The organism is Corallococcus exiguus (genome assembly GCF_009909105.1).
GTDB classification, from domain to species: Bacteria; Myxococcota; Myxococcia; order Myxococcales; family Myxococcaceae; genus Corallococcus; species Corallococcus exiguus.
This window is the reverse complement of sequence record NZ_JAAAPK010000015.1, coordinates 13,013-36,630: the sequence shown is the minus strand read 5'-3', so window position 1 is coordinate 36,630 and position 23,618 is coordinate 13,013. Positions and strand designations below refer to the sequence as shown.

The window sequence follows — 23,618 nt, the reverse complement described above, 5'->3', positions numbered from 1 at the left end:
CGAGCGCGGATGCCCACCGGCCGGTGGGCTGGCGGACAGACGTTCAGGTTTTTCAGGTACCGGTGGACCCGGGGGCCCCGCCGACGCCGGAGCCGGCCCACGGCTTGAGGCCGCAGATGCGCTCCGCCTCTTCCACGGCGGGTGCCAGCCGCATGTGCTCCATGCGCAGGAAGCTCCGCACGGCCTTGTCCAGGCGCTTGTCGAAAATCAGGTGGGCGCTGTGTACGGCGGTGGGCTCGAAGCCGCGAGTCACCTTGTGTTCGCCGCCCGCGCCGGGCTCGAAGACCTTGCGGCCCGAACGGATGCAGTCGTCCACGGACTGATACAGGCAGACGTTGAAGTGCAGGAAGGGGTGCTCTTCCGTGCAGCCCCAATAGCGGCCGTAGAGCCGCTCCGGCGTGGCCAGGTTGAAGGCCCCGGCGATGACCTGCCCGTCCTTCACCGCCTCCACCATCTCCACGGTGTCGGGCAGGTCACGGAAGACGCGCTCGAAGAAGCCCGGGGTGAGCTGCACCTGGCCCCAGGCGTGGCGCTCGCAGGTGGACGTGTAGAAGGTGTACGCGCGCTGGGCGTGCTCCGGTGTCAGGTCCGCGCCGCGCACGGTGCGCAGCTGGATGCCCTGCGTGGCCGCGGCGGCGCGCTCGCGCTTGAGCTGGTTGCGGCGCTTGGAGTCGAAGCGGGCCAGGTAGTCGTCGTAGCTCTGGTAGCCCGGGTTCTTCCAATGGAACTGGAGCGTGATGCGGCGCGCGAGCCCCGCCTCCTCCAGGAAGTCCGCCTCTTCATCCGTGGGATAGAGCACGTGGACGCCGGAGCAGTCCTTCGCCTGGGCGGTCTCCACGGCGGCCTGGAGGAGCGCGCGGCGCAAGAGCGCGGCGTCTTCTCCGGGGGCGGTGAGGAAGCGCGGCACGGTGGCGGGGGACAGGGGGCCGCCCACGAGCAGCTTCGGGTAGTACTCCACGCCCAGCTGGGCGGCGGCGTTGGCCCAGCCGAAGTCGTAGATGTACTCGCCCATGCTGTGGAACTTGAGATAGGCGGGCGCGGCGGCGACCAGCTTCTTGCCCCGCCACAGCGTCAGGTGGTGCGGGGCCCAGCCGGTGTCCTCGGTGGCGCTGCCGCTCTCCTCCATGGCGGACAGCCACGCGTGGCGCACGAAGGGGGGCGCGCCGTCGGCGACCAGGGCATCCCATTGGGCGGCCGGGACATCGCGGATGGCATCGAGAATGCGGACCTTGAGCGGGGTGTCAGCGGGCACGGGAGCAGTCTTAACGCGGGCCTGTCCCCTTCGCTCCCGTTCGTCCCGCTGGAGAGCATCCGGGCGAGGGAGCCCGGGGCCTCTCAGGAGGCCTTCTTGCGGGGCAGCGCCTGGGTTCGGGCGGTCATCACCCGGTGCACGTTGTCTTCAATCCAGGAGGTCAGCGCCTCCACGTGGACGGCCACTTCTTCACCCAGGGGCGTGAGGCTGTAGTCCACGTGGGGAGGAATCACGGGGTGGGCCTCCCGGTGCACGAAGCCGTCCTGCTCCAGGGCCTGGAGCGTCTGGGCGAGCATCTTCTCGCTCACCCCGCCCACCTTGCGGCGCAGCTCGCTGAAGCGGTGGGTGCCATCCTCCTTGAGCGCGACGAGCACCAGCACGCCCCACTGGCTGGTGACGTGCTCCAAAACACCGCGCGAGGGACACCCCGCCGCGTGCAGGTCCCCGCGCTGCTTCACCTTCTCCAGCAATGGACTGCCCTTGCTTGCCTTCATGACGTGACACTTACCATGAGGTGCGTACTTACGAAAAGTGAGTACCCCCGTTACGGTAAGCCCAGTTCGACTTCGCGCCTGGAGCGCGAGCAAGGAAAGGGCGGAGCCATGTTCGTTGTCACGGGAGCCTCGGGGAAGCTGGGCCAGTTCGTCGTCGAGGGGTTGCTGAAGAAGGTGCCGGCGGACCAGGTGGCGGTGGCGGTGCGCAATCCGGACAAGGCGAAGGCCTGGGCCGCGCGCGGCGTGCAGGTGCGCAAGGTGGACTACGACCACCCGGAGACGCTGAACGGGGTGTTCTCCAAGGGAGACACGGTGCTGCTCATCTCCGCGAACGAGGTGGGGAAGCGCTTCCCGCAGCACTCGGCGGTGATTGAAGCGGCGAAGAAGGCGGGCGTGAAGCTGCTGGCCTACACGAGCATCCTGTTCGCGGACAAGAGCGGCCTGTCGCTGGCGGGGGAGCACAAGGCGACGGAGGAGGCCATCCGCGCGTCGGGCATCCCGTACGTGTTCCTGCGCAACGGCTGGTACGTGGAGAACTACACGGAGCACCTCGCGCCGGCGCTGCAGTACGGCGTGGTGCAGGGCAGCGCGAAGGGGGGCCGGGTGGCCGCGGCGACGCGTGAGGAGTACGCGGACGCGGCGGTGGCGGTGCTGACGGGCACGGGCCACGAGAACCAGGTGTACGAGCTGGCGGGTGACGCGAGCTTCAGCCTGCCGGAGTACGTGGCGGAGCTGTCGCGCCAGTCGGGCAAGCCGGTGAAGTACGTGGACCTGCCGGTGGCGGAGTTCTCCGCGGCGCTCCAGGGGGTGGGCGTGCCCAAGCCCTTCGCGGACACGCTGGCGGACGCGGACGCGGGCTTGTCGCGCGGGGAGCTGAATGATTCGAGCCGCACGCTGAGCCGACTGATCGGCCGGCCCACGGTGCCGTTCGGGAATGCCATTGGCGCGGCGTTGAAGCAGGGCTGAGGTCCGGGGGCGCCCCCTTCAGCGGCCCTTGGGGGTGCCTCGCGGGTCAGACTTCGTCGTCGGGTAGGAGCGTGCGGAGTAACTCGTCGTCGGGTCCGAGCGGTTGCCAGCCGGGCGGCGGCGGATGGGCGAGGAGTGCATCACCAGCCCGGTCCACGCGCTCCTTGTGGGTTTCTGGGGTGTAGGCGAACCACGTCCCGAGTGCCTTGGCTACCTTGAATCGGTTCGCGTCATCCAGCACGGCCGGCCAACCGTTGGTAAGGCTCTGAGACAAGAGGCGCACGAGAACATCTCGGACAAAGCGAGTGACCTGCTTGCGCCGTTCCGCCTCTCCGAGCAACCCGCTCAACACCTGCACCGCGGCAACGTCATCGTCGCCAAGCTCGTCGGCCAGCGCGTACAGCGGGACAGCGGGACGTGCATCGGCAAAGGCAGTGAGTGAGTCGAAGCCGAGCGCGCGGACGCGTTCGTACAGGCGTGCCTTGATGTTGCCCCGCCAGGCATCTCCGCCGCTCATCGTCTTCTCCCAGGCGTGAAGTTCAGCGGGATCCGGTAGTCCTTCATTCGATCCGCAACGATGTCCAGGACCTCATTCCGCGTCAACACCCGGCCAGACTTCACCTCAGCCTTGAACAGCGCATCCATGATCAGCCGGTTCCATTCGCCGGGCCAGGTGCGCCCCAGCTTCCAGTTTCCCCCACCGTGAATCGCCTCATGGTGGGCCTGCTCCAACCGGACGCAAAACTGGTCGATGTCCATGTCGCCTTTGAAGCCGCGCTGTTCGAACCACTTGCGGTGCTCTTGCGGCAGCACATGGTGCCTCGGGCCGTCCGACATGCCCGCTCCCGCTCTGCCCGTCACCTGCATGCCGCGCACCTCGGGGCTGTCCCCCAGGGCGTCGCGCACGCCCTTGGGCAGGTCCTGATGCGACTGGGCCATCATGACCTGTCCGCTCTGAATGAGGACGGCCGCGCTGACGGCTGGAACGGAGATGACGCCCGCTTGCACGAGCCTTCGCATCATCTCCACCCACTCGGCGGAGACCACCAGCCGCGAGCCCGTCATGACGCCGCCAGAGTTCATCACGAAGCCCACGCCGAGCGTCGCGGGCGCCGAGGGAGGCAGCCGTGGCAGCGACACCTTCAGCGTGGAAATCATGGCGACCAACTCCACCGCCCGCACGGCCGCGAGGACCTGCCCACCAAGCTTCATGCTCGCGCGAGTCTCCCGTTGGATTGAGTCGAATTCACGGGTCAGCTTCCCCATCAACTCGGGCATCGCGACCGCCGCCGCCTCTACCCGCTCGGGGTCCTGGGAGGCGAGGTCCTCCAGCGCGGGCTCCATCAACTCCTGCACGCGATGCAGGTCGACGAAGAGCTTCTCGACGCTGCACGTTGGACAGTTCCGGAGCACGGCATCCGTGAGGTGGAGGAAGTCCACCCAGGTGGCCATCAACAGGGTCCCGAACAGGGCCGCCTGGAGCTTCGGTCCCGTCATGCGCAGCATGCCCTGCTCCATGTTCGCATCCCCCACCTCCGAAGCCACGCGTGTCAGCGCGGTGGCGCTCCCGAGCGCCCCCTGCATCCACTTCACCTGATTGGAGCCATGGTCGAGGTAGCGGGTGAAGACGCCGTTGAGGCTCCATCCCACGAGGGGCGGAGGACGGCCCGCCAGCTTGGAGCGCGCGGCTTCAACGCCGCCCAATGAGCGTTTCACTTCGGCAATGCTCGCGAGGACTGCATCACGCGTCAGTGCATCGCTCCGCTCCCTGCCTCCAGCAGCGCCTGGCGTGGTCTCATCGTCACGTGAGCCCTGGCGACGCGGCAGCCGTTGCTCCGGACCGGAGAGGACGGACGTCCCACCCGGCGTATAGCTCAGGCTCCGCGCATGCGGCGCGGAGGCACATCCCGTAGCCAGCAGCACCATGGCCAGCAACAGAGCGTCAGCGCGCATGGTTCACACCCAGGCCCATTGATGCGAACGCCCCTGGCCGCGCCGTCCGTTCCGGCGTGGGGAACATCAGCGTGCGGCCATCGTGATCCGTGAGCGCGGGTGTGTAGACAGCAGGGAGAAGGTTGGGAAATTGGCGAGCGGAGAGTTCGGTCAACCGCCGCTGCATGTTCGTGGACGTCGTCCGGTGCATATGTGCCCGGTCTGGAAGATTGGCGTGGAACGAGCGGCTTGGGTAGGGTCCAGGTTCGATGCCGAACGCCCTACCTGGCTGGTTCTTTGCCCTGTTCTTCCTCGTGGCCACACCTGCCCTGGCGGGGCCGCGTGAGAGGGCTCAGGTCCGGACCCTGGTGCTGTCTGAGCACCCGGACGACGCGGCCCATCGCATCCACGTGGCGGGGCAGATCGTCACGGTGCTCCGGTTCGAGCAAGCCTGCGACCCGATGAAGACGAAGCTGCTCGGGTGGGAGGGACGCTTCGAGCCGCTGGTGGTCGCGGGGAAGCGGGTGGTGATTGAACCCCTCCGTGCCCTGGCTCCGGATGAGAGTGTGCCACTGCTCGTGACGCTAGCGGATGGGACGGAACTTTCGTTCTTGCTGAGGCCGCCGGTAGAGGAGTGGGGGTGGACGGATCAACAGGTGGACGTCTTCAAGGACCGGGAGAGCTATCAGGCGGTGGTGTCCGCGCTGTCGCGCGCGCTCAGGGCGAAGAACGCGCTGGAAGAGGAGAACGAGCGACTGCGTCAGGAGGAGACCTCTGCGGACCATGCACTGGCCGCGCTGCTGGTATCTGGAGCCAGGGCACAGACGCCGTTCCGGGTGATCAAGTCCTGGGGAGCAGTGGAGGCGGACTCCGAGCTGTCGATGCGGCTCTACTCGGGCAAGGGCAAGGCCGCGGTCACTATCGCCGTGAGGAATCAGAGCGAGGACCGCCCGTGGCGAATGGTCCGTGCAAAGCTGTTCTCCCTCAAGAGCCATGAGCCGCGAACTGTTGCTGTTCGTTCCGAGCATGCTTCGCTCTCACCGGGACAGTCGGGCACCTTCGCTTTCGTCGTGGACCGGAGCGCCTTCCTTGATGCCGAGGGGCAGCTGGAGACCCTGATGCTTGAGTTCTACCGGCATGACGGCCTCCGCCAGGGCTATGTGGTCCTGGACCCTCGCCTTGTGCGTGAGTAAGAGCCGCAGGATGGTTCCCAGGACGCTTGAGTTCGCGTGCGGTCTCATTCTCGTCGTCCTGCTCACGGGGTGTGCCGGTTCCGCGACAGGAAGGGTGCGACTGAGGCCCGACGGAACGCCTGGGCCCGAGAGGTGCCCGGACGAAGCGCTCAAGGCGATGCGCTATCTGCGATTGGGCGTGGGCGACGGCGCAACAGCCGAGCTTGATGCGAACCAGATGGATGCCCGGCCGATCACCCTGTACGAGGGGCGCGTTGAGAGTGTGCTGCTCGACGACCTGGGGACGCTGGAGTCGCCGACGCGTCTCTACGGGTATATCTGGACGAGTGGGCCTCAGGCGGTCATCCGCTATTACGAGGCACTTCCGCCGGGTGCCGCACAGCGGGTGCCCATCTGCGCGGTGGCGCGGACGGGGAAAAACCAGCTCCGGAAGCGTCCTGAGTCTTTGCCTGGAACTGCGGTCCTCGAGTTCTCGTTCGGGGGCGTCTTCATCGTGGACGAGTTCCTCTAGGCCACTGGGGCAGGAGGTGGTCCGCATCCATGTCGGGCGGTTGGGACACTTCTTGCTACGCGTAACACGGAGGCAGCCATGATCGTCATCACGGGAGCCACGGGCCGGTTGGGCCGTTTCGTCATTGAGGGACTGCTGAAGAAGGTCCCCGCGAATCAGGTCGCGGTCGCGGTGCGCAATCCAGACAAGGCCGCGGAGTGGGCCGCGCGTGGCGTTCAGGTTCGCAAGGCGGACTACAGCCGCCCGGAGACATGGGACGGCGTGTTCTCCAGCGGGGACATGGTGCTGCTCATCTCCTCCAGCGAAGTCGGCCAGCGCCGCAAGCAGCACCAGACCGTGGTGGACGCGGCGAAGAAGGCCGGCGTGAAGCTGCTGGCCTATACGAGCATCCTGCACGCGGACACGTCGCGCATGGTGCTGGCGCCAGAGCACCTGTACACGGAGGAGGCCATCCGCGCGTCAGGGCTTCCGTTCGTGTTCCTGCGGCACAGCTGGTACCTGGAGAACTACACGGAGGCCGCGAAGCGGACGCTGGAGCAGGGCGTGCTCCGGGGCTGCGCGAAGGACGGCCGTGTCGCTCCCGCCACCCGCCAGGACTACGCGGACGCCGCCGTGGCCGTGCTCACCGGCACGGGCCATGAGCACCAGGTGTACGAGCTCGCGAGCGACACCGGCTTCACGCTGACGGAGTACGCAGCGGAGCTGTCACGCCAGTCCGGCAAGACGGTGACGTACGAGGACCTGCCACCGGCCGACTTCGCCGCCGCGCTCATGCAGGCGGGGCTGCCCAAGGGCTACGCCGACGTGCTGGCGAACTCGGACGAGGGCATCGCCCGGGGCGACCTGAATGACACCAGCCGCACGCTGAGCCGCCTCATCGGCCGGCCCACGACGACGCTGGCCGCGGCGCTCCAGCAGGGCTGAGAAACACCACGGGGGAGCAGTCCCTGACGGACGGCTCCCCCGCGTTGCTTCAAGTCTGGACCTCGCGTCAGGCGACCTGCGCTCCGGCGCCGCTCTGGCGGGCCACTTCACGCGGCTCCGGGTACACGGCGCGCTGGGGCGTGGTGATGCGGATGACGCCCAGCTTGGACAGCGCGCGCATCACCTGCCACGTGGGGTCGATTTCGAAGGCGCGCGCCGCGAAGTTCGGGCTGCTGCCGTACTTGTGGTGGTTGTTCTGGAACAGCTCACCCATGCACAGCACGTCCACCGGCAGCGTGTTGCGCGACTTGTCGGCGCCCTTGAAGTTCCGGTAGCCGTACTTGTGCCCGCACCAGTTCACGATGGCGCCGTGCACCGGCCCCATCACGAAGTGCACCGGCAGCAGCAGGAACATCCAGGGCGACGTCGCGAACGTCGCGTAGACCGCCGTGTACAGCGCCACCCAGCCCAGCACCGCGAACCAGGACTGGCCCAGCGTCTCGTCCACGAGCTTCCACTCCGGATAGCCACCCTCGAAGCGCGGCTCCGGCTGGATCTTCCGCGTCAGGATGCCCGTGTAGCGCTCCTTCGTGTGCCACATCATCCGCATCACGTCCTTGAAGTAGTGCGGCGAGTGCGGGTCGTTCTCCGTGTCCGAGTACGCGTGGTGCTCGCGGTGCAGGATGGCGTAGGCGCGCGGTGACAGGTACGACGAGCCCTGCACCAGGTAGGTGAGCAGGTGCATCACCTTCTCCGTGCGCGGACCCATGCTGTACATGCGGTGCGCCGCGTAACGGTGCTGGAAGAAGCTCTGGAAGAAGACGCAGAGCAGCCAGTGACTGATGAAGAAGATGACGATGGCCATGACTCTCCCGTGATGACAGACACAGGGCTAACACCCCCCCTGTCATGGCAATGTCAGCGCTCCCCATGTCACCGGCAGCGGACCGGCCCCACCGTCCCGCTCCGGACGCACGCCACTGAGCGTCCCATTCCTCCGCCTGTCCGCTGGTGGATAAGGCCCGGTGCGGTCATCCATTCGCCTCCGTCCCTCGTGTCGCACCGCGACGTTGCGGGCCGTCCCCGGGGAGGGCAGAAGGGCACGCGGCGCGTCACCCCGGGCTTCACTCCCCTTGCGCCCAGGAGCCTCCACCGTGGATCGGGCAACCCTCGTCGGACTGGACAAGCAGCACGTCTGGCACCCCTACACCGCGATGGAGCAGTACATCGCGAAGACGGACCCGCTCGTCATCGTCCGCGCGGAGGGGGTCTGGCTCCATGACGCGGACGGACGGCGCTACCTGGACGCCAACGGCTCGTGGTGGGTGTCCACCCTGGGACACCGCCACCCGCGCCTCGTGCACGCGCTCACCGAGCAACTGGGCAGCCTGGCCCACGTCTCGCTCGCGGGCATCACGCACGGCCCCGCGGCCCGACTGGGCGCGGAGCTGACCGCGCTGGCTCCGGGCGCGGACCGGGCGGGCGTGCCCTCGGAGCAGAAGCTGTCGCGCGTCTTCTATTCGGACAACGGCAGCACCGCGGTGGAGGTGGCCATCAAGATGGCCGCTCAGTACTGGGCCCAGAACGGCCGCCCCCGCCGCACCCGCTTCATCACCCTGACCGGCGCCTTCCACGGCGAGACGATTGGCGCCACCAGCGTGGGCGGCGTGCACGAGTTCCGAGACGTGTTCGGCCCGCTCCTCTTCGACGTGGTGCACGTGCCGTCCCCCGCTGAACCCGATGGCCACGCGCGCGCCCTGGCCGAGGTGAAGGCCGCGCTCGCGGCGGATCCGGACGGCATCGCAGGCGTCATCCTGGAGCCCGTGCTCCAGGGTGCGGCGGGCATGTGGATGTCGTCGCCGGACTTCGTGCGCGAGGTGCGCGAGGCCACCCGCGCGGTGGACACCTTCCTCATCGCCGACGAGGTCTTCACCGGCATGGGCCGCACCGGTGCTCGCTTCGCGGTGGACCTGGCCGGCGTGATGCCGGACCTCCTGTGCCTGGCCAAGGCGCTCAGTGGGGGCATGCTGCCCTTCGCCGCCACGCTCGCGTCCGAGCGCATCTTCCAGGGCTTCCTGGGGGCGAAGGATCGGGCGCTCTATTACGGGCACTCCTACTGCGGCAACCCGCTGGGCGCGGCCGTGGCGCGCGAGGTGCTGGCCGTGTACCGCGACGAGGACGTGCTGGGGCAGGTGCAGCGCAAGGCACCTCGCGTGAAGGCCGCCTTCGAGCGCATGGCCGCCACCCTCCCCGGACTGGTGCGCCCGCGCGCGGTGGGCATGGTGGGCGCGGTGGACCTGGGTGGCGGAGGCTACTTCGCGGACAGCGGCTGGCGCGTCTACGAGGCCGCTCGCCGCCGCGGCCTCTACCTGCGCCCCATGGGCAACACCGTCTACATCGCGCCCGCGCTCAACATCCCGGACGCGGACCTGGACCTGCTGCTCGCGGGCGTGGAGGACAGCCTGCGCGAGGTGGCGGCGGGCTGAGTCGTCCCTCGCCACCGGCGCGTGCCGGGCAGCCCCCTCCTGCCTTCTGGTGCTGCGAGGCCGTCACCGTGCGCATCCGTTGAGTCAGGCGCCGTGCCGGTGCCGGCTCTTGAGGAGGGAACCGCCGTGACACTCGAAACCCACCGTCCGCAGACAGGCCCCGGCCTGCCCGCCGGGCTGACGCCGGACAGCGTGGAGCTGTTCCGGGCGCAGCTGCGCGGCACGCTCATCCAGCCAGGAGACGCCGACTACGCGGAGGCGTGCCAGCTGTACAACGCGATGATCCACAAGCGCCCGGCCATGGTGGCCCGGTGCGCGGACGTGGCGGACGTCATCGCCGCGGTGGCCCTGGCCCGCGAGCGCAAGCTGCCCCTGGCCGTGCGCGGCGGCGGCCACAACGGCGGCGGACTGGCGCTGGTGGATGACGGACTGGTCATCGACCTGTCGCGCATGCGCGGCGTGCGCGTGGATCCCGAGGCCCGCACGGTGCGCGTCGCGGGCGGCGCCGTCTGGGGGGACGTGGACCACGCCACCCATGCCTTCGGGCTCGCGGTGCCCTCCGGCATCATCTCCACCACGGGCGTGGCCGGGCTCACGCTGGGCGGCGGCCTGGGATACCTCACGCGCCGCTTCGGGCTCACCATCGACAACCTGCTCGCCGTGGACATGGTGCTCGCGGACGGTCGCTTCGTCACCGCGAACGAGGAGAAGTTCCCGGACCTGTTCTGGGCGGTGCGCGGCGGGGGCGGCAACTTCGGCGTGGTGACGTCGTTCCTCTTCCGGGCCAACCCCGTGGACATCGTCATCGGTGGCCCCACGCTCTGGCCCCTGGACCGCGCGGCGGAGGTGATGCGCTGGTACCGCGAGTTCCTTCCGGCCGCGCCGGAGGACCTCAGCGGCTTCTTCGCCTTCATCACCGTGCCGCCCGCGCCGCCCTTCCCGGAGGAGCTCCACCTCCAGAAGATGTGCGGCGTGGTGTGGTGCTACACGGGCGACCCCGCGCGCGCGGACGAACTGTTCGCGCCCGTGCTGGCGCTCAAGCCCGCGCTGCACGGCGTGATGCCCATGCCCTTCCCGATGCTGCAGACCGCCTTCGACGCGCTCTATCCGCCGGGACACCAGTGGTACTGGCGCGCGGACTTCGTGCGCGAGATTCCGGACGCGGCCATCGAGCGACACGTGTCCTTCGCCGAGCGCCTGCCGTCCATGCAGTCCACCATGCACCTGTACCCCATCGACGGGGCGGCGCACCGCGTGGGCCCGCATGACACGGCCTTCCGCTTCCGCGACGCGCGCTGGTCGGAGGTCATCGTCGGGGTGGATCCGTCACCGGAGCGGGCGGCGGACATCTCCACCTGGGCGAAGGAGTACTGGAGCGCGCTGCACCCGTACTCGGCGGGCGGCGCCTACGTGAACTTCATGATGGAGGAGGGCCAGGAGCGCGTGCAGGCCACCTACGGCGACAACTACCCGCGGCTGGTGGAGGTGAAGCGGAGCTACGACCCGGAGAACCTCTTCCACGTGAACCAGAACATCCTGCCCGGTCCGGTGAAGCCCCCGAGCGTCGCGCACTGAGGCGCGCGCTCAGGCCTGGGCCCGCGGAGGGAGCGGCAGGTCGATGAAGAAGGTGGCGCCCTGGCCGGGGGGGCTTTGCAGGACCAGCTTGCCGTGGTGGCCCTGCACGATTTGATGGGCGATGAAGAGGCCCAGCCCCAGGCCGTGGACGGTCTGGGGCGGGCCGCCGCGCTCGAAGCGCTCGAAGACGCGGGCCTGGTGCTCGGGCGGGATGCCCGGGCCGCCGTCCGACACATAGAGGATGAGCCGGTCGCCGCGCCTGGTGAACCCGATGCGCAGCGGCGTGCCCGGCGCGTACTTGATGGCGTTGGACACCAGGTTCGTCATCACCTGCTGCATGCGCGAGCGGTCCCACCACACGCGCAGGTTCAGCTCCGCCCGCAGCTCCAGGACGCAGTGGGCCTGCTCCATCTGTTCGCGGAAGGTGTCGAGGACCTCGTGGATCATCTCCATCGGGTCGCTCTCCTCCATGTGGAAGTCCAGCTTGCCCGCGCGGATGCGTGAGACGTCCAGCAGCTCGTCCACCAGCCGCGACATCCGCTCCACCTGCCGCCGCGCGGAGTCCATCGCCGACGTGAGCTTCTCCGCGGAGGGCGGCTCGCCGCGCTTGGGAGACAGTCGCCGGCGCATCATCTCCAGGTGCAGGAGCAGCGCGGTGACGGGAGTCTTCAGCTCGTGCGACGCCACGCCCAGGAAGGTGTCGCGCGCGGCGACCGCGTGCTGGAGGTCATGCGTGAGGGCCTCCAGTTGCTGGCGCGCGTGGGTGCGCTCGCTGACCTCCTGCACGGCGACGAGCAGGCCCTGGATGCGGCCCTTTCCGTCGCGCTGGGCGTGGATGTCCACGTCCAGCAGCAGCTCCTTGAGGCCGCCCTGGCTGTCCGGCTGGCGCGCCGGGACCTCGCGGCCCACGAAGGGTTCGCCGGTGCGGTAGACGCGCTCCAGGTGCTGGAGCAGCACGCCGTGGCCTCCGACCGGCTGCGCGTCGCGCGCGGGCCTGCCCAGCATGTCCCGGCCCATCAGGTTCGCGAACATGGGGTTGATGACCGAGAAGACGAGGTCCGGGCCCATCATCACGCACATGGCCGCGGGGGCCTGCATGAAGAAGTCGGACAGCTGCTGCCGGGCCTGCCCCAACTGGAGCTGGCTGTCCACGCGCGCCAGCAGCTCGCGCGCGGAGAAGGGCTTCACCAGGTAGTCGTCCGCGCCGGCCTGGAGCCCCTCGATGCGGGCCTCCTCGCCCGCGCGCGCCGACAGCATGATGAAGGGGATGCCGCGCGTGCGCGCGTCGCCGCGCAGCTTGTGGAGCAGCCCGAAGCCGTCCAGCCGGGGCATCATCACGTCGCTGAGGATGAGGTCCGGCGTCAGCTCGAGCGCCGCCTCGAAGGCCGCCTCGCCGTCCGCCACCGCGCGCACGTTCCAGTGGGCCGACAGCAGGCTGCTCACGTACCCGCGCATGTCCGCGTTGTCGTCCGCGACGAGGACGTGCCCACGCCCCACGGGCAGCGCGAACCCCGCGCCTGTGTTTCCCAGCACGGAGGAGCTGCTGAAAGCCCTCACTGGCTCCGGCTCGGCACCCGGCGGCGGGAGGGACTCCGGCGCATCTGGCAGCCAGCGCAGGGCCTCCTCGCTGAAGGCGGACCCCAGCTTGCCCGCGTGCGGGGTCCCTTCGTCCTCCTGGACCTGTTCAGCGGGCAGGTGCGCGCGGCCCAGCGGCAGCTCCACGAAGAAGGTGCTGCCCTCGCCCTCCACGCTGTGGACGCCCAACGTGCCGCCGTGCAGCTTCACCAGCTCCTGGATGAGCGCCAGCCCGATGCCGGTGCCTTCATGCGTGCGCCCGCGCGAGGACTCCACGCGGTGGAAGCGCTCGAACACGCGCGGCAGCTCCGCCTCCGGGATGCCGGTGCCGGTGTCCCGCACGGTGAGCCGCACCCGCGTCCCCTCACGCACGAGCCGCATGGTGACGCCGCCGTGGAGCGTGAACTTGAACGCGTTGGAGAGCAGGTTGAGGACAACCTTCTCCCACATGTCCCGGTCCACGTAGACGGGCTCGCCCACGTCCTGCGTCTCCACGGTGTACTGGAGCCCCGCCTTCTCCATGGCGGAGCGGAAGACGCTGGCCAGGTCCTCGGTGAGCCGCGTCAGGTCCGTGGGGTGGAAGCTCGCCTTCACCCGGCCCGCCTCGATGCGCGAGAAGTCCAGGAGCGAGTTGACCAGCTTCAACAACCGCAGGGCATTGCGATGGGTGAGCTCCTGGCGCGCGCGCTGCGATGGCGGCAGGGGCGCGGACGCGTCCGCGAGCGACTCCTCCAGCGGACCCAGGATGAGCGTGAGCGGCGTGCGGAACTCGTGCGACACGTTGGAGAAGAACGCCGTCTTCGCCCGGTCGATGGCCGCCAGTGCCTCCGCGCGCTGGGCCTCCGCCTCGTAGGCGCGGACGCTGGCGACGGCGTTGGTGACCGTGGCCTGGAGCTGCTCGTAGAAGCCACGGTAGGAGTCATCCATGGCGCGGCGGGGGCTCACGCCGGCCACCAGGTAGCCGAACGGCTCCGCCATGCCGGCCGGGTGGAGGGGCAGCACGCGCGCGTGCGCCGGCGGCTCCTCGTACGGCCCCAGCGTCAGGCCCGCGTCCAGCGGCGCGCGCGGCACGTCCACCGGGTCCACGCCCGCGGTGGCGAAGGGCCACGGCCCGTCCAGCCCCGCCTCGACCGGGCTCCACGCGGTGCCCGGGGGCAGGCCCATGCCGCCCGCCCACTGGACGCGAGGAGCGGACTCGTCGCGGCGGTAGAAGAGGAGGAAGGGCACGTCGAGCGCGGCGTCCTGCTGCAACTGCGGCAGCGCGGCGCCAATGTCCTCCACCGTCTTCACCTTGCCCAGCAGGGCGGACAGCTCGCGCAGCGTCTGCGTGCGCCGCGCGCTGAGCATCTTCTCCGTCACCTCCGTGATGGGGTGGAAGAGGCCGCCCACGCGTCCGGACTCGTCGCGGATGGGGCTGAAGGAGAAGGTCATGAAGGCCTCCTCCAGGTAGCCGTACCGGTCCAGGAACATGCGCTGGTTCTCGATGTAGGAACCCACGCCCGTGCCCGCCTTCTCGAACACGCTGCCCACCACCGGCAGTGCCGTGGCCCAGCAGTCGCGGAAGGGCTGGCCCATGGACTTCGGGTGCTTCGCGCCGCAGATGGGCCGGTAGCTGTCGTTGTAGAGCTGCACGCGCTCCGGTCCCCACGCGATGAGTATGGGGAAGGTGGAGGACAGGCACAGGCTGACCGTCGTGCGCAGGCTCTGCGGCCAGGTCTCCACCGGCCCGAGCGGCGTCCCCGACCAGTCCATGGAGCGGATCAACCGCCCCATCTCACCGCCGCCGGACAGCCAGTCCATTCCCCCTTCCGGGGGCGACACCGCCGTGGAACCGGCCTGGGAGGGACTGGGGTGAGTCATGAGGCCTCGGATGTTCGTCCAGGGAAACCGTTGGTTTGATAGCGGATTCACGCGGCGCGTGCCGTGGCATCAAGAGCAAGTGTGAGCTTGCTTGCTTCGGCCCCGGGTGGGGTGGCAGGGACCGCCGCTCGCGGATTTCAGGGGGCCGGGCGGGGCTATCGCTTCTCGCGGGCATGCCGCACGGCGAGCACGACGAGCAGCGCGGCCACGCCCGCCAGCGCGACGAAGTGCTCCACGCGGCCCACGCCCTTCGCCACGCGGTCCACGCTCGCGGAGCCCAGGTAGCCCAGCGTCACCACCAGGGGCGAGCTCAGGCACAGCGCCAGCCCGTCCCAGAGAAGGAAGCGGCGAAAAGGCATGCCCTCCGCGGCGGCCATGGCGAACACCGGCACGCGCAGCACGGACATGAACCGGCCCACGAAGACGACGCGCGAGCCGTGCTTCGCGTACAGGCCCTGGATGCGCTCGCGGCGCTCGGGCGGGAACAGGCGGCGGGTGCGCCGGTGCGTGTAGAGCGCCTGCCCCAGCCGGCGCGCCGTGAAGAAGAGGACAGTGTCCCCGCACAGCACGCCCGCGAAGCACAGCGCGATGGCGGCCGGAAGCGGCATCGCGCCCCGGTGCGAGAGCACGCCCGCCGCCAGCTGCACCGGGTCCTCCGGGAACGGCAGCCCCAACCCGCCCGCCACGAGCACGAGGAAGAGCAGCGGGCCGGAGCCGTGTGTCACGAGGAACTGGAGGGGCGAGTCGGTCATCGGGGCTCGGCCCGTCAGGGCTCTGGGAGCACGGCCGCGGCGCGGCGCTCCTGGCGGAAGAGGAGGACCTCGCGGACGATGATCTGCAGGGTGGCCGCCACGGGCACGGCCACCACCGCGCCCACGATGCCCGCCAGCTCCACGCAGAAGAGGACCGCGAGCAGGGTGACGAGCGGGTTGACGTGCACGGTGCGCTTGAACACGAGCGGCGCCATCACGTTGCCCTCCAACTGGCCGTAGAGGAGGAAGTAGATGAACACCGCGAGCGCCTTCCACAGGCCGCCGGTGGCCAGCGTGAGCAGCGTGATGATGCCGCCCGCGATGATGGGCCCCGCGTAGGGCACCAGGCTGGAGAAGCCGCTGGCCACGCCCAGGGGCAGGTAGAAGGGCATGCCCAGCACCGCCAGCATGGTGGTGGTGAGCGTGGCGTTGATGGCGCAGATGAGGGTGATGCCGGACAGGTAGCCGCCCGTCGCGGTGTACACGTTGCGCAGCACGCGCACGTAGCGCAGCCGGTGGTCGGGGCGGGCCAGCTCCAGCAGGCGCTTGAGCACGCCGCCGCCGAACACCAGCATGAACACCACCAGGAAGAAGACGGTGATGATGCCGCCGAGCAGGCCCACCACGCCGCCAATGGCGCTCATCAGGAGCGCGGGCAAGGGGCCCGCGATCGCGGGCGTGGCCTCCTCCAGCCGTTCGTTCCAGCCCAGGCTCTGAAGCCGCTGGTTGAGCGCGCGCAAGATTCCGGTGCCGCGCATCTGCTTCCACAGGTGAGGCCACTGCGTCACCAGCGCGTCCACCTGGGTCACCAGGTCCGGAATCACCAGCAGGCCCAGCGCCACGGTGGCCACGAACAGCCCGAACAGCACCACGGCGATGGCCAGCCACCGCTTGAAGCCGCGCTTCTCCAGCCGCGACACGCCGTGCTCCAGCGACAGCGCGATGAGCGCCGCGATGCCGGTGAGCGTGAGCGCCACGCGCGTCTTGGCGACGAGCACCACCAGGACCATCACCCCCAGCACCACGAGGCACACGGTGAACACCGTGCGGGGCGACACCTGGGACTTCAGCTGCGGCGGGACGACGGGCTCGGACACCGGCGAGGCTCCCCAGGACAGGCCACCGGCTTCGGGCCCCATGTCCTGCGGATGCGTCATCCCGCGCCCGGCGGCAACCACTGTCGGCTTCCAAGTGTGCGCGCGGGGTCCGGGCCTCGCTCAAGCGTCCTGCGGGTGACACCCGGCGTTCGCGAAGGGGCTCCACCGGACGCAATCACCGGCTTGGTGGTTCGTCACCCCGGCAGCCCCGAAACGCCCGGGTTGGCCGCCAGGCCGTCCGTCCCCCCGAGCACGGTTGCGCGTCCGCAACGTGACGGCGCCGCGCTCGGGCGTCGTGCACCTGACGCGCCGGGACGTCGTGGAAAAAGGGGACAGCACGGTTTGCCGGGCCCGAGCGTCAGACGTGGATGGGAACCTTCGTGGGAAGGGACTTTCGCGGGCCGGGAGAGGACACCATGAAAAAGATGGGTGAGCAGGAGCTGGAAGGGGTGCGGCGGGAGGCCCTCGAGACCGAGGCCCGGTGGCGCGGGCTGGCGGCGAAGCTGGCGGAGCTGGGCGGCGAGGAGATGGACGCGCAGCTGCTGGTGACGTTCCGGGGCGCGCGGGACGCGGGAGCGGTGCCGCCGGACGCGGGCTTCTTCCTGGTGGCGCACATCCTCACGGCGATGGCGGACGAGGCCATCGCGGAGGATCCGCGCGTGAGGATGCGGGCGCGCGAGCTGGACGCGATGGAGCGCGACTACGGCCTCACCAGCGAGGGCTGGCCGGAAGGGGAGCTTCCACCGGAAGACTGGGAGGCGCTGTGCGTGGAGTACGAGCGGGCCTGTGATGAAGCACGCGCCGCGTTCTTCCGCGCGTACGGCGAGGAGGAGATGGCGCGGCTGTACCTGGATCAGCGCGTGACGTTCCACCACCGCTTCGAGAGCGGGCGGCGCTTCTTCCACGGGCTGCCCATGTTGCCCACGCAGCTGCACTGAGCGGGAGGTCCGCTAGACTCCGCCCTCCTGTGCTTTTCGGAAGGCGGCGGATGCGAGCGGCAAGCCTGGCTGTGGCGGTGGGGTGTTGGGTGTGGGGCGCGCTGGCGTTCGGGGCGGCGCCCGCGCCCGCGCCCGCGCGGGTGGAGGCCAGCGCGACGTACGACGCGCTCCAGCGGATGGTGCGGATCCGCGAGGTGTCGCTGTCGCCGGACGGCACGCGGGTGGCCTGGGTGGAGTCGGTGCCGGGGACCGCGGAGGCTGCGAGGCTCCAGGTGCGGGAGCTGGCGCATCCGGAGCGGGCGCCGGTGCGCGTCACCGCGTCGAAGGATGGCGCGCCGTGCGCGGAGGGTTCGCTGTCATGGAGCCCGGACGGCCGGCAGCTCGCGTTCCTCTCCACTGCGGGGGAGGGCCGGGCGAAACAGCTCTACGTGGTGGACGCATCCGGGACGGGCGGGCCCGCGAGGCGGCTCACCACGGTGAAGGGCGTGCTGGCGGCGCCGAAGTGGTCGCCCGACGGTAAGTCCGTGGGGCTGCTCGTCATCGAGGGCGCGGAAGACGCGCTGGGGCCCCGGGGGCCGGCGGCGCGAGAGACGGGCGTGGTGCAGGCGTCTCCGCCGGTGAGGCGCTTCGCGGTGGTGACGGTGGAGGACACGCGGCTGCGGTGGGTGTCACCCGCGGGTTTGTTCATCCACGAGTACGCGTGGAGTCCGGACGGCGCCCGGGTGGCGGTGACGGCCTCGAAGCCACCCGGGGATGCGAACTGGTGGAGCGCGCGGGTGTACGCGGTGGAGGCGGGGACGGGAGAGACGTCGCTGCTGCACACGCCCAGGTGGCAGGTGGCTGAGCCCGCGTGGAGCCCGGACGGACGGCAGCTCGCGTTCATCGAGGGGCTGATGAGCGACGAGGGCAACACGGGCGGGGATGTGCTCGTGGTGTCGGTGCCGGAGCGGCTGGCGGCGAAGGTGCGGTTCGGGGAGAAGGCGGAGCTGCCCACGAAGGTGCCGCCCGCGCGGAACGTGACGGAGGGGCTGAAGGCGACGGCCACGGACCTCTTCTGGCCCACGGCGGAGCGGCTGGTGTTCGTGGCGCAGGCGCAGGGAGAGGCCGCGCTGATGGCGGTGGCTCCGGGCGGCGGAGAAGTGAAGACGTTGTGGAAGGGCCCGGAGCACGTGAAGGTGTCGCTGGGGAAGGACGGCGTGACGAGCGCGGTGGTGCGCGACGCCATCATCCAGGCGCCGGAGCTGTGGACGGGGCCGGTGGGAGCGTGGAAGCAGGTGACGCGCCTCAACGCGGACGTGCGCGTGACGGTGGGCGACGTGCGCAGCGTGACGTGGACGAGCGACGGTCAGCCGGTGCAGGGCTGGCTGGTGTTGCCGGTGCCGGACGCGTCCGGACGCAAGGCGCCCATGGTGACGGTGGTGCACGGAGGACCGGCGGCGGGAGTGCTGCCGGGTTTCAATCCGCAGACGGCGTTGTTCACGGCGAGGGGCTACGCGGTGTTCATGCCCAACCCGCGAGGCAGCTACGGCCAGGGTGAAGCGTTCGTGCAGGCGAACCGCCGCGACTTCGGCTTCGGGGATTTCAACGACGTGCTGGCGGGGCTGGACGCGGTGCTGGCGTCAGCGCCGGTGGATCCGGCGCGGCAGGGCATCACGGGGTGGAGCTACGGCGGCTTCCTGACGATGTGGGCGGTGACGCGGACGCAGCGCTTCCAGGCGGCGGTGGCGGGCGCGGGCATCGCGAACTGGCAGAGCTACTACGGCACGAATCACATCGACTCATGGATGCTGCCGTACTTCGGAGCGACGGTGTACGACGAGCCGGAGGTGTACACGCGCTCCTCGCCCATCAACGGAGTGAAGCAGGTGAAGGCGCCCACGCTGGTGCTGCACGGCGAGCGGGACCTGGAGGTGCCCGCGTCGCAGGGCTACGAGTTCCACAAGGCGCTGAAGACGCTGGGCGTGAAGACCCAGTTGGTCATCTACGCGGATGAGGGCCACAGCCTGCGCAAGCCCGAGCACCAGAAGGACCGGCTCTTGCGCACGCTGGACTGGTTCGACGCGAACCTGCCGGCGGTGACGGAGTCGAAGCCGAAGGTGCGGGCGCCGGCGCGCTGAGCCGGTGCCGGGGCTCAGAGTTCCGCGAACAGGTCGACCGCCGCCTGGGCCAGCAGGGCCTGCTCGTCTGCATCGAGGCTCGCGGCGTAGCGGATGACGTCGCGCGGGCCTGGTGCTTCCGTGTTCCAGAAGAGCGTGAGCAACCTGTCTCGGAGCGCCCGCCCTGCTTCACCTGCCTGCAGCAGGGAAGCACGCACGGACTGAGGGCCCACCAGCTTGACGTAGGCGAACATGTCGAAGCTGTCCTTGGTCTTGTCAGGTCGCAGCTCACGCTTGGCGCGTTCTTTCATCGTCAGGAACCCCGTGGCATCCGGCAGCAGGATCCGCAGCGGCCTTCCTGTGACCAGGACCACGGCGTGACCGCGGCGGAGTGCCAGCCGTGCGTCCGGCAAGGGCGTCATTCCGGTGGGCAGCTCGTTGGGGTCGACGTCCTTGGGCGCGAAGAGGTCCACGTCCATCTGCCCACCGGGCAAGGTCTTCGACCAGCGGAACTCCCGGGTTCTTGCGTATCCCCTCTGCCTGAGGACTTCGGGAAGGCGCTCGGCCATGAAGTCCGCGCCGTCCAGGTCGAACAGCAGATCCGGCTCGTAGGAGAAGCCTCGCTCGACCACGATGCCGGTATCGGTCTCGATGGAGATGACCCCGGTTCCACCGCGCTGCCTGGACTCCAACGCGAGGACCTGCCCGCCAATGAGCATGATGCGGCTGGAGAGGTCCCCCAGGTCGAGCATCAGCTCGCTCAACTCACCGAGGACCTCGTCGAACTGCTCTTCGTCCGTCATGAGGCTCATCCGAAAGAGGGAGGGTCCGTGCGAAGCGCCGCACCAACTCCTCCGCCTGTTCGGTTCCCCTGCCGCCGCTTTGGTGGAAGTCCACAGCCAGCTGGGGCAGCGCGACTGCTGGACCGTGCGGTAGCAGTCGCTGTGCATGGTAGATGCCGCCCGCGTCGGTTTCGGCGGCTGGCTCCGGGCGAAGCACGAAGAAGTTGTGCGGGGTCATCCTGCGCAGTCCGAAGGCTGAGACGGCTGGCTCAAGGGATCCCGAAAGATAGATGCCGTGGGGGATGCCGGAGACGGACCGTTCGTCGGGGCGCAGGGCGCTCGCCAGCGTGAAGGTCGAGCGGATGCCCTGGGAGGTCAGCAAGGCATGCGCCTTGTTGAGCAGGTCCGGGGTCGTGGATGGCGCGTTGAATCCTTCCCGGGTGACGGCTGTCGGCTTGTCGCTCGTCAGCCATGCCCTCAGCAGGGACGCCGGATCCCGAAGCCGGAAGCCGGTGCTGCGGCCTCCTTCGACGAAGCCTTCCTTCAAGAGTCTCGTCGTGACCCCGTGCGCATAGGAGTAGCTCGTCTGGGTCTGCTCGGAGAGCGCACGAATGGTCCAGCGCTGGTCGGGGGACTGGAGCAGGACGCGCACGAGCCGGCACCCCTTTCCATGGAACAAGGGCTCGCGAGGCGTGCGCTCCAGGGGCCGATGTCCCTGCACCCGGATGAAGGTGCTGCCCGTGCGCAGGAAGAACGTTCCGCGCATGTCGATCAAGCCCAGTTCCTCGCGCTCGCAGAGGTCGATGACGTTGGCGGAGGCCGAGTCCGTGACGAGCATCGGGAGTCGGAAGGCGGGCAGCGAGCGCGGATCCGCGTCCCTGCGTTGAAGCTGATCGCGCAGGGCGAACAGCTTCTCGCGTTGGCTCAGCACATCCGCCGGGAAGAGAGGGGCGCGATACCCCAACAACACGGGAACACGGCTCTCCGGGAGCTGGATTTCCACGAGGTCGTAGAGGGATTCCCCCCGTGGGCCCACTCGGGGCACCACGACTGCTTCCTGCTGCACCAGCTTGACTCCACGAGGCAGCGGCGGCGGATTCCGCCAGAACTCGTCACGGAGATGGGAAGGCCCGGGTCTCATTCAATTTTGTCGATATTGGCGTTTAAACCCCAAATAGGAGCCTTTTAAGGCTCCATATCGTCAATATCGACAAAATTGGTGGAAGATCAGGGACCGCCGCGGAGGCCGGGCTCGGCGGGGGCCACGAGAGAATTGAGCACGTGGTCTCGCCACTTGCCGTTGATGAGGAGGAAGTCGCGGGCGTAGCCCTCGGGGATGAAGCCGAGGCGGCGGAGGACGGCGGCGCTGCGCAGGTTCTCCGGCAGGTGGTTGGCCTGGAGCCGGTGCAGGCCCATGGCGCTGAAGGCGAAATCGCAGAAGGCGCGGAGGGCTTCGGTCATGAGGCCCTTGCCCTCGTGGCGGTGATCCAGGCCGTAGCCCAGGTCCGCGGCCTGGAGCGGTCCCCGGCGGATGTGGGCGAGCGTGGCGTTGCCGATGACGGGTGCGAGCGCGAGGGGCTGGCCCTTGGGGAGGATGAAGACGCGCAGGGACAGGTCGTGGCGGAAGTCCTCGCGGTCCTGAGCCAGCCGCGTCCGCCAGTAAGCCCCAGAGAAGAATGTCCCCGGGCGCGCCGGGGACACCGGGCCCAGGTGGTCCTTGTTGGCCACGTGGTACGCGAGCACCCGCTCCGCCGAGTCTGGCGGCAGCAGCATCAGGTGCAGGCGCTCGGTGGTGAGCAGGACTGGCGACTTGTCGATCATGGCGGTGCCGGACTTCAAGGGTAACGCGCTCCTACGGGACGTGCGCGCATGAAGCGCGGATGAAGAAAAAGGTCCCCACCCGCATGGAGTGAGGACCTTCATGCTCAGGGAGCACTGGCGTGCGTTACTCGCCGTGGTCCAGGGGCTGCTGGGGCACCTGCTGCTGCGCCCCGCCGCCTCCCGTGCCCTGCTCGGGCTGCGGGCTCTGGTGGTCAACGCCCGCGCCGTGCGGCTTCGCATCCGGGCCCTGCTCAGGCTGCTGCGCTCCACTGCCGCCCACGCCTCCACTGCGCGATGGCTGCGCACCGGCCACGTTGCGCTCCACCACGATCTCCACGCGGCGGTTGTTGGCGCGGCCCTCCGCCGTGCTGTTCGACGCCACCGGCCGGTTCTCACCCATGCCTCGGACCTGGATGCGATCCTGCGGGACGCCCTGGTTCACCAGGAAGTTCCTCACGCTCTCCGCACGGCGCTCCGACAGCTGGTCGTTGTAGTCCTCCGCGCCTCGCGAGTCCGTGTGGCCTTCGATGAGCAACGGATTCTTCGCCTCCTTCAGCGCCGTCGCCACCTCCGACAGCCGGTCGCGCGCCGCTGGCAACAGCTCCGTCGCGTTCGTCGCGAACAGCACGCTGCCCGACAACGTCACCACCGTGCCGCGCGCCTCTTCCCGCACCTTCACGTTCTCATCCTGCAGCCGCGTCAGCGCCTGCGACGCGCGCTGCTCCGCCTGGAGCCGAGCCTGTCGTTCCTGCTCCAACTCCTGCGTGCGCTGCTGGAGCTGCTGGTTCAGCTCGGCCAGTCGCTGCGCTTCGGCTTGCTGCTGCTCCGTGCGCCGCTGCATCTCCGCTTCCAGTTGCTGACGCTGCTGCGCGTCCGCCGTGCGCAGCCGCTCGGCCTCCTGCGCGCGCTGTGCATCGTACTGCTGGCGCTGCTGCTCATACTGCTGACGCTGGGCTTCGTACCTCGCGCGGTCCTCCTCCTGCTGACGCGTGAGGTTCTTCGCGCGCGCTTCCTGCTGCTCACGCAGGGACTGTTCCGCCTGGGCCCGCTGCTGCGCGGCCAGGTCCGCCTCGCCGCGCGCATCGGCGATCTCCGCCTTGCGCAGGGCCACGTACGCCAGCGAGCGCGTCTTCACCGAGCCCTTGCTCTCCGCGTACTCGTTCTCCGCCTCCTGCAGGGCCGCCCGCGCCGCCGCCACGTCCGCGGGGCGCTCGCGGCCCTCGGGGCTCGTGGACACGTCGCGGTACGCCTGGCGCGCCGCGGTCAATTCACTGGGCGGAGGACCGTGCGCACACCCCACCGAGAGCGCTGTGACTCCCGCGACCGCCAACCAACCAAATTTCCAACGCTGCATGACTCGCTCC

20 protein-coding genes are annotated in these 23,618 nt (G+C 69.5%); 8 read left to right on the top strand and 12 right to left on the bottom strand.

The features are described 5' to 3' along the window. Window positions 1-52 precede the first annotated feature (52 nt). Together GTZ93_RS38250 and GTZ93_RS38245 are read right to left on the bottom strand one after the other, a co-directional pair. Window positions 53-1,252, bottom strand: coding sequence for a GNAT family N-acetyltransferase (locus tag GTZ93_RS38250; RefSeq protein WP_139915827.1), 1,200 nt, complete (start codon window positions 1,250-1,252; stop codon window positions 53-55). An 83-nt stretch (window positions 1,253-1,335) separates the two neighbouring features. Beyond that, window positions 1,336-1,746, bottom strand: a complete 411-nt coding sequence (locus tag GTZ93_RS38245; protein WP_139915828.1) for a winged helix-turn-helix transcriptional regulator — start codon at window positions 1,744-1,746, stop codon at window positions 1,336-1,338. Between the two features lie 108 nt (window positions 1,747-1,854). On the opposite strand from GTZ93_RS38245, the gene GTZ93_RS38240 reads away from it, so the two are divergent. Beyond that, a complete protein-coding gene (locus tag GTZ93_RS38240; RefSeq protein ID WP_139915829.1) occupies window positions 1,855-2,712 on the top strand; it encodes an SDR family oxidoreductase in 858 nt (285 codons plus the stop codon). A gap of 46 nt (window positions 2,713-2,758) precedes the next feature. Here GTZ93_RS38240 and GTZ93_RS38235 read toward each other — a convergent pair whose 3' ends face one another. Together GTZ93_RS38235 and GTZ93_RS38230 are read right to left on the bottom strand one after the other, a co-directional pair. Further along, window positions 2,759-3,229 carry an NUDIX hydrolase gene (locus GTZ93_RS38235; protein WP_139915830.1) on the bottom strand — a complete coding sequence of 157 codons (471 nt, stop codon included), beginning with the start codon at window positions 3,227-3,229 and terminating at the stop codon, window positions 2,759-2,761. Then, entirely contained in the window at window positions 3,226-4,665 is a 1,440-nt protein-coding gene (locus GTZ93_RS38230; RefSeq protein ID WP_139915831.1) for a DUF2380 domain-containing protein, read from the bottom strand. Before GTZ93_RS38230 ends, GTZ93_RS38235 begins: the two co-directional genes overlap by 4 nt. 248 nt (window positions 4,666-4,913) lie before the next feature. Here GTZ93_RS38230 and GTZ93_RS38220 point away from each other — a divergent pair, with 248 nt between their 5' ends. The 3 genes from GTZ93_RS38220 (at window position 4,914) to GTZ93_RS38210 (ending at window position 7,272) form a co-directional block, all read left to right on the top strand. Further along, window positions 4,914-5,837 carry a DUF2381 family protein gene (locus GTZ93_RS38220; RefSeq protein ID WP_139915832.1) on the top strand — a complete coding sequence of 308 codons (924 nt, stop codon included), beginning with the start codon at window positions 4,914-4,916 and terminating at the stop codon, window positions 5,835-5,837. A 10-nt stretch (window positions 5,838-5,847) separates the two neighbouring features. Beyond that, window positions 5,848-6,348 (top strand): serine/threonine protein kinase, encoded by a 501-nt coding sequence (locus tag GTZ93_RS38215; protein WP_139915833.1) that lies wholly within the window; start codon window positions 5,848-5,850, stop codon window positions 6,346-6,348. A 78-nt stretch (window positions 6,349-6,426) separates the two neighbouring features. After that, window positions 6,427-7,272, top strand: a complete 846-nt coding sequence (locus tag GTZ93_RS38210; protein ID WP_139915834.1) for an SDR family oxidoreductase — start codon at window positions 6,427-6,429, stop codon at window positions 7,270-7,272. A 67-nt stretch (window positions 7,273-7,339) separates the two neighbouring features. Here the strand turns inward: GTZ93_RS38210 and GTZ93_RS38205 are convergent, their stop codons facing one another. Further along, entirely contained in the window at window positions 7,340-8,137 is a 798-nt protein-coding gene (locus GTZ93_RS38205) for an acyl-CoA desaturase (RefSeq protein ID WP_139915835.1), read from the bottom strand. A gap of 289 nt (window positions 8,138-8,426) precedes the next feature. On the opposite strand from GTZ93_RS38205, the gene bioA reads away from it, so the two are divergent. Then, window positions 8,427-9,758 (top strand): adenosylmethionine--8-amino-7-oxononanoate transaminase, encoded by a 1,332-nt coding sequence (bioA, locus tag GTZ93_RS38200; RefSeq protein ID WP_139915836.1) that lies wholly within the window; start codon window positions 8,427-8,429, stop codon window positions 9,756-9,758. 126 nt (window positions 9,759-9,884) lie between these two features. Beyond that, on the top strand, window positions 9,885-11,333 hold the full coding sequence (locus GTZ93_RS38195; protein WP_139915837.1) for an FAD-binding oxidoreductase: 1,449 nt from the start codon (window positions 9,885-9,887) through the stop codon (window positions 11,331-11,333). Window positions 11,334-11,342: 9 nt separating this feature from the next. On the opposite strand, the gene GTZ93_RS38190 is transcribed toward GTZ93_RS38195, so the two are convergent. The 3 genes from GTZ93_RS38190 to GTZ93_RS38180 form a co-directional block, all read right to left on the bottom strand. Further along, window positions 11,343-14,708, bottom strand: a complete 3,366-nt coding sequence (locus GTZ93_RS38190; RefSeq protein WP_257978991.1) for an ATP-binding response regulator — start codon at window positions 14,706-14,708, stop codon at window positions 11,343-11,345. Window positions 14,709-14,923: 215 nt separating this feature from the next. After that, the gene (locus GTZ93_RS38185) at window positions 14,924-15,520 is read right to left on the bottom strand and encodes a DedA family protein (protein ID WP_139915839.1); all 597 of its coding nucleotides are present in this window, start codon (window positions 15,518-15,520) and stop codon (window positions 14,924-14,926) included. Between the two features lie 14 nt (window positions 15,521-15,534). After that, complete coding sequence (locus GTZ93_RS38180) at window positions 15,535-16,677, bottom strand: AI-2E family transporter (RefSeq protein ID WP_257978992.1); 1,143 nt, start codon at window positions 16,675-16,677, stop codon at window positions 15,535-15,537. A gap of 356 nt (window positions 16,678-17,033) precedes the next feature. Between GTZ93_RS38180 and GTZ93_RS38175 the strand changes: the two genes are divergently transcribed. Both GTZ93_RS38175 and GTZ93_RS38170 read left to right on the top strand, forming a co-directional pair. After that, a complete protein-coding gene (locus GTZ93_RS38175) occupies window positions 17,034-17,555 on the top strand; it encodes a hypothetical protein (protein ID WP_120578796.1) in 522 nt (173 codons plus the stop codon). 50 nt (window positions 17,556-17,605) lie between these two features. Beyond that, window positions 17,606-19,672, top strand: a complete 2,067-nt coding sequence (locus tag GTZ93_RS38170; protein ID WP_139915840.1) for a S9 family peptidase — start codon at window positions 17,606-17,608, stop codon at window positions 19,670-19,672. A 14-nt stretch (window positions 19,673-19,686) separates the two neighbouring features. Here GTZ93_RS38170 and GTZ93_RS38165 read toward each other — a convergent pair whose 3' ends face one another. The 4 genes from GTZ93_RS38165 to GTZ93_RS38150 all read right to left on the bottom strand — a co-directional run bounded on the left by GTZ93_RS38165 (window position 19,687) and on the right by GTZ93_RS38150 (window position 23,608). After that, the gene (locus tag GTZ93_RS38165) at window positions 19,687-20,454 is read right to left on the bottom strand and encodes a hypothetical protein (protein ID WP_139915841.1); all 768 of its coding nucleotides are present in this window, start codon (window positions 20,452-20,454) and stop codon (window positions 19,687-19,689) included. Continuing rightward, the gene (locus tag GTZ93_RS38160) at window positions 20,417-21,499 is read right to left on the bottom strand and encodes a hypothetical protein (RefSeq protein WP_257978994.1); all 1,083 of its coding nucleotides are present in this window, start codon (window positions 21,497-21,499) and stop codon (window positions 20,417-20,419) included. The genes GTZ93_RS38165 and GTZ93_RS38160 overlap by 38 nt, the downstream gene beginning before the upstream one ends. Window positions 21,500-21,660: 161 nt before the next feature. After that, window positions 21,661-22,254 carry a GNAT family N-acetyltransferase gene (locus GTZ93_RS38155; RefSeq protein WP_139915848.1) on the bottom strand — a complete coding sequence of 198 codons (594 nt, stop codon included), beginning with the start codon at window positions 22,252-22,254 and terminating at the stop codon, window positions 21,661-21,663. A 124-nt stretch (window positions 22,255-22,378) separates the two neighbouring features. Then, window positions 22,379-23,608: an OmpA family protein gene (locus GTZ93_RS38150; protein ID WP_139915843.1), complete on the bottom strand. Its 1,230-nt coding sequence runs from the start codon at window positions 23,606-23,608 to the stop codon at window positions 22,379-22,381. Between the last annotated feature and the right edge of the window lie 10 nt (window positions 23,609-23,618).

Coding starts and splice junctions, on each gene's coding strand:
- GTZ93_RS38245 (WP_139915828.1), bottom strand. CDS start 1,746: ATGAAGGCAAGCAAGGGCAGTCCATTGCTGGAGAAGGTGAAGCAGCGC.
- GTZ93_RS38240 (WP_139915829.1), top strand. CDS start 1,855: ATGTTCGTTGTCACGGGAGCCTCGGGGAAGCTGGGCCAGTTCGTCGTC.
- GTZ93_RS38235 (WP_139915830.1), bottom strand. CDS start 3,229: ATGAGCGGCGGAGATGCCTGGCGGGGCAACATCAAGGCACGCCTGTAC.
- GTZ93_RS38230 (WP_139915831.1), bottom strand. CDS start 4,665: ATGCGCGCTGACGCTCTGTTGCTGGCCATGGTGCTGCTGGCTACGGGA.
- GTZ93_RS38220 (WP_139915832.1), top strand. CDS start 4,914: ATGCCGAACGCCCTACCTGGCTGGTTCTTTGCCCTGTTCTTCCTCGTG.
- GTZ93_RS38215 (WP_139915833.1), top strand. CDS start 5,848: ATGGTTCCCAGGACGCTTGAGTTCGCGTGCGGTCTCATTCTCGTCGTC.
- GTZ93_RS38210 (WP_139915834.1), top strand. CDS start 6,427: ATGATCGTCATCACGGGAGCCACGGGCCGGTTGGGCCGTTTCGTCATT.
- GTZ93_RS38205 (WP_139915835.1), bottom strand. CDS start 8,137: ATGGCCATCGTCATCTTCTTCATCAGTCACTGGCTGCTCTGCGTCTTC.
- GTZ93_RS38190 (WP_257978991.1), bottom strand. CDS start 14,708: ATGGACTGGCTGTCCGGCGGCGGTGAGATGGGGCGGTTGATCCGCTCC.
- GTZ93_RS38185 (WP_139915839.1), bottom strand. CDS start 15,520: ATGACCGACTCGCCCCTCCAGTTCCTCGTGACACACGGCTCCGGCCCG.
- GTZ93_RS38180 (WP_257978992.1), bottom strand. CDS start 16,677: ATGACGCATCCGCAGGACATGGGGCCCGAAGCCGGTGGCCTGTCCTGG.
- GTZ93_RS38175 (WP_120578796.1), top strand. CDS start 17,034: ATGAAAAAGATGGGTGAGCAGGAGCTGGAAGGGGTGCGGCGGGAGGCC.
- GTZ93_RS38170 (WP_139915840.1), top strand. CDS start 17,606: ATGCGAGCGGCAAGCCTGGCTGTGGCGGTGGGGTGTTGGGTGTGGGGC.
- GTZ93_RS38165 (WP_139915841.1), bottom strand. CDS start 20,454: ATGACGGACGAAGAGCAGTTCGACGAGGTCCTCGGTGAGTTGAGCGAG.
- GTZ93_RS38155 (WP_139915848.1), bottom strand. CDS start 22,254: ATGATCGACAAGTCGCCAGTCCTGCTCACCACCGAGCGCCTGCACCTG.
- GTZ93_RS38150 (WP_139915843.1), bottom strand. CDS start 23,608: ATGCAGCGTTGGAAATTTGGTTGGTTGGCGGTCGCGGGAGTCACAGCG.